This is a genomic window from Arenimonas sp. (assembly GCF_019459675.1).
Taxonomy (GTDB): domain Bacteria; phylum Pseudomonadota; class Gammaproteobacteria; order Xanthomonadales; family Xanthomonadaceae; genus Arenimonas.
Window position 1 is genome coordinate 1 of the sequence record NZ_JAIBFH010000334.1, and the last position, 2,489, is coordinate 2,489.

General features: G+C 70.7%; 3 protein-coding genes. All 3 read right to left on the reverse strand.

Annotated features, from left to right (window positions below):
• Window positions 1-878 (reverse strand): PAS domain S-box protein (locus K0M70_RS11185; RefSeq protein ID WP_290781938.1); only part of this gene is annotated, 878 nt, incomplete at its 3' end.
• Window positions 879-944: 66 nt separating this feature from the next.
• Entirely contained in the window at window positions 945-1,832 is an 888-nt protein-coding gene (locus K0M70_RS11190) for a hydroxymethylglutaryl-CoA lyase (RefSeq protein WP_290781940.1), read from the reverse strand.
• Window positions 1,833-1,834: 2 nt separating this feature from the next.
• Window positions 1,835-2,489: biotin/lipoyl-containing protein (locus K0M70_RS11195; protein ID WP_290781939.1), on the reverse strand; the 655-nt coding region annotated here is incomplete at its 5' end.

Genomic DNA, 2,489 nt, shown 5'->3' on the forward strand with positions numbered 1-2,489 from the left:
TGGTGCGGCTTGCTGCTGCCGGCGTGGAACTGCGGTACCGACGTGGCCGACACCCAGGTCAACTGCTTGCGGCGATGGTGGTACAGGCCCAGCAGCGTACTTTCGACGATCTTCCCGGAGGCCAGCGCCTTGAGCGGCGGCAGGTCGCGGAAGCGCATCGGGTAGCCGCGGTGGTCGATCACCATCCAGTCGTCGAAGCGCAGGCTGGCGGCTACGTCCAGGCCCTCGTCCAGCCCCAGCAGTCGATAGGCGGCGGGATTGGCCGAAAGCACGCGTCCGTCGAAGCCCTGGAACAGCACGCCCTTGTCGATGGCCACCAGCAGCGCGTGGTAGTTCAGCTCGGCTTCCTGCCGCCGGCTCAGGTCGCGCGCCACGGCAATGACGTGGCGGTGAGGGCCGTCGTGGAAGCTGGCCGAGTGCACTTCCACCGGGAACAGGCTGCCGTCGCCGCGGGTGTTGTTGACCTCGATCACGTAGGTTTCGTCGCGGGCCAGCGCTTCTAGCACGGGCAGCATGTGGTTGGCGGGCAGGTCGGGGTTGATGGCGTGCACGAACTTGCCGATCAGTTCGCTGCGCTGGCGCTGGTAAGCCTTCTCGCCGGCGCGGTTGAGGTCGACGATGCGGCCGTCGGCGTCAATGATGCTGATCGGGTCGGGGACCGCGTTGAACAGGCTCTGGTATCGGCGGCGGACGCTGTCCGCTTCGCGCTGCAGGCCATGCAGGCAGGCCAGGATTTCGGACAGGAATACCGGGTCGGCGCCGGCGCCGCCTGTGTTGATCAGCGCCTCGAGCCGCGCCACCGTCGGGTTGTCGCGCGAACGTCGGACGTCGGCGGAGGCGCCGTGCGCGGCGTTGGAAGTCGGGTTGTCGTGGTCCATACCGCCGTTGGCCGAGGATCCGCAAAGTGTGTTCCGAGCATACACCGGGCGCCGGTGGCCGCGATGTCAGTGGGCGGCCAGCGTCACCTTGCTGCCCGATGCGCGGCCCAGCCGCGCTGCCAGCCAGCGGCCCGTCGCCACCAGCTTCGCCAGGTCCACGCCGGTATCGATGCCCATGCCTTCAAGCATGTAAACCACGTCCTCGCTGGCGACGTTGCCGCTGGCGCCTGGCGCGTAGGGGCAGCCACCCGTGCCAGAGATGGCGGCGTCCACCACGGCCACGCCTTCTTCCAGGCAGGCCAGTATGTTGGCCAGCGCCTGGCCGCGGGTGTCATGGAAGTGCACGGCCAGGGCCGCCATGGGCACTTCGCCGGCCACCGCGCGCAGCATCGCCCGGGCCTTGCCCGGCGTGCCCATGCCGATGGTGTCGCCCAGCGAAATCTCGTAGCAGCCCAGCGCATGCATGCGCCGCGCAACCCGGACCACGTCGGCCACCGCCACGTCGCCCTGGTAGGGGCAGCCCAGCACGGTGGACACGTAGCCGCGCACCTTGACCTGGTCGGCGGCAGCACGTTCCAGCACCGGCAGGAATCGTTCGATGCTCTCGTCGATGGAGGCGTTGATGTTCTTGCGGTTGAAGGCCTCCGAGGCGGCGCTGAACACGGCCACCTCGGTAGCGCCGACGGCGCGGGCCCGCTCATAGCCCTGCAGGTTGGGCACCAGCACCGGGTAGGCCACGCCGTCCCGGCGCGTGATGCCGGCATACACCTCGGCCGCGTCGGCCAGCTGCGGCACCCACTTGGGGCTGACGAAGCTGGTGGCTTCGATGCTGCGCAGGCCGGTGTCCGACAGCCGGTTGATCAGTTCGATCTTGTCGGCGGCGGCGATGATGGTCTTCTCGTTCTGCAGCCCGTCGCGCGGGCCGACTTCGACGATGCGGACCCGGGTGGGCAGGCTCACGGCGCCGCCTCCAGCCTGACCAGCACGGCGTCGGCGTCGACGAAGTCACCGGCGGCGGCCTGCACCGCCGCCACGCGGCCGGCGCGCGGGGCGCGCAGGCTCAGCTCCATCTTCATCGCTTCCATCACCAGCAGCTCCTCGCCTTCGGCGACATCCTGGCCGGGCGTGGCCTTGATCACCACGATGCGGCCGGGCATCGGCGCGCTGATGCGGTCGCCCAGGCCGGCGGCGGCATTGCCCTCGAAGCGGAAGGCGGGCACGCGGTCCAGGCGCACGCGGCGCTGGCCGTCGTGCACGGTCACCGCCTGGGTGTCGGCACGGGCGCGCATGCGCCACTGGCGGCCGTCCACTTCCGCCACCAGGCGGCCGTCCACGTAGCGGGCGCCGCGGATCAGGGTTTCGACGCCGGCATCAAGCAGGCGGTAGTCGCCGGCGCTGCCGCGCGAGTGCAGTTCGATGCGTTCGTTGCGATAGGTGAAGCACAGCAGGCGGTCGCTGGCGTGGCCCAGCCGCCAGCCGTCGCCGATCGACCAGGGCGAGTGCGGGTCGCTGCTGGACTGCGCCTGGGCGAGCGTGGCGGCTTCGTCGTGCAGCAGGGCGGCCGCCGGCGCCAGGGCCCGGGGGGGGGGGGGGAGGGGGTGGTGGGTGGGG